The 238-nt window shown below is 64.3% G+C and carries 1 riboswitch.

The window, feature by feature from the left end:
• Positions 1-96: 96 nt before the first annotated feature.
• A riboswitch (glycine riboswitch) is annotated at positions 97-197 on the reverse strand.
• Positions 198-238 lie beyond the last annotated feature (41 nt).

Below are 238 nucleotides of genomic sequence, written 5' to 3' on the forward strand. Positions count from 1 at the left end.
GTGCGACGCAGACGGCTACTGCCGCTCTCCAGAGTGCGAAAAACCGCGCCTCGATTTTGCCAGCGTATTGCCTGGCTGTTACGTGGGCGCGAGTTTTTCGACGCGGTCGGTCCTTTTGCCTGAGAGTTTCCGGGTGTGCCCCTTCGGCGGCGCGGCCTGCGAATTCAGCGGCCAGCGCGCTCTCCCGACGCGTGCGGCGAATGTACGCGAGGCCCGGAGGCTTGTCAAATAAAGGGCG

This window comes from Paraburkholderia sp. SIMBA_053 (assembly GCF_046534895.1).
In the GTDB taxonomy this organism is placed as follows: domain Bacteria; phylum Pseudomonadota; class Gammaproteobacteria; order Burkholderiales; family Burkholderiaceae; genus Paraburkholderia; species Paraburkholderia caledonica.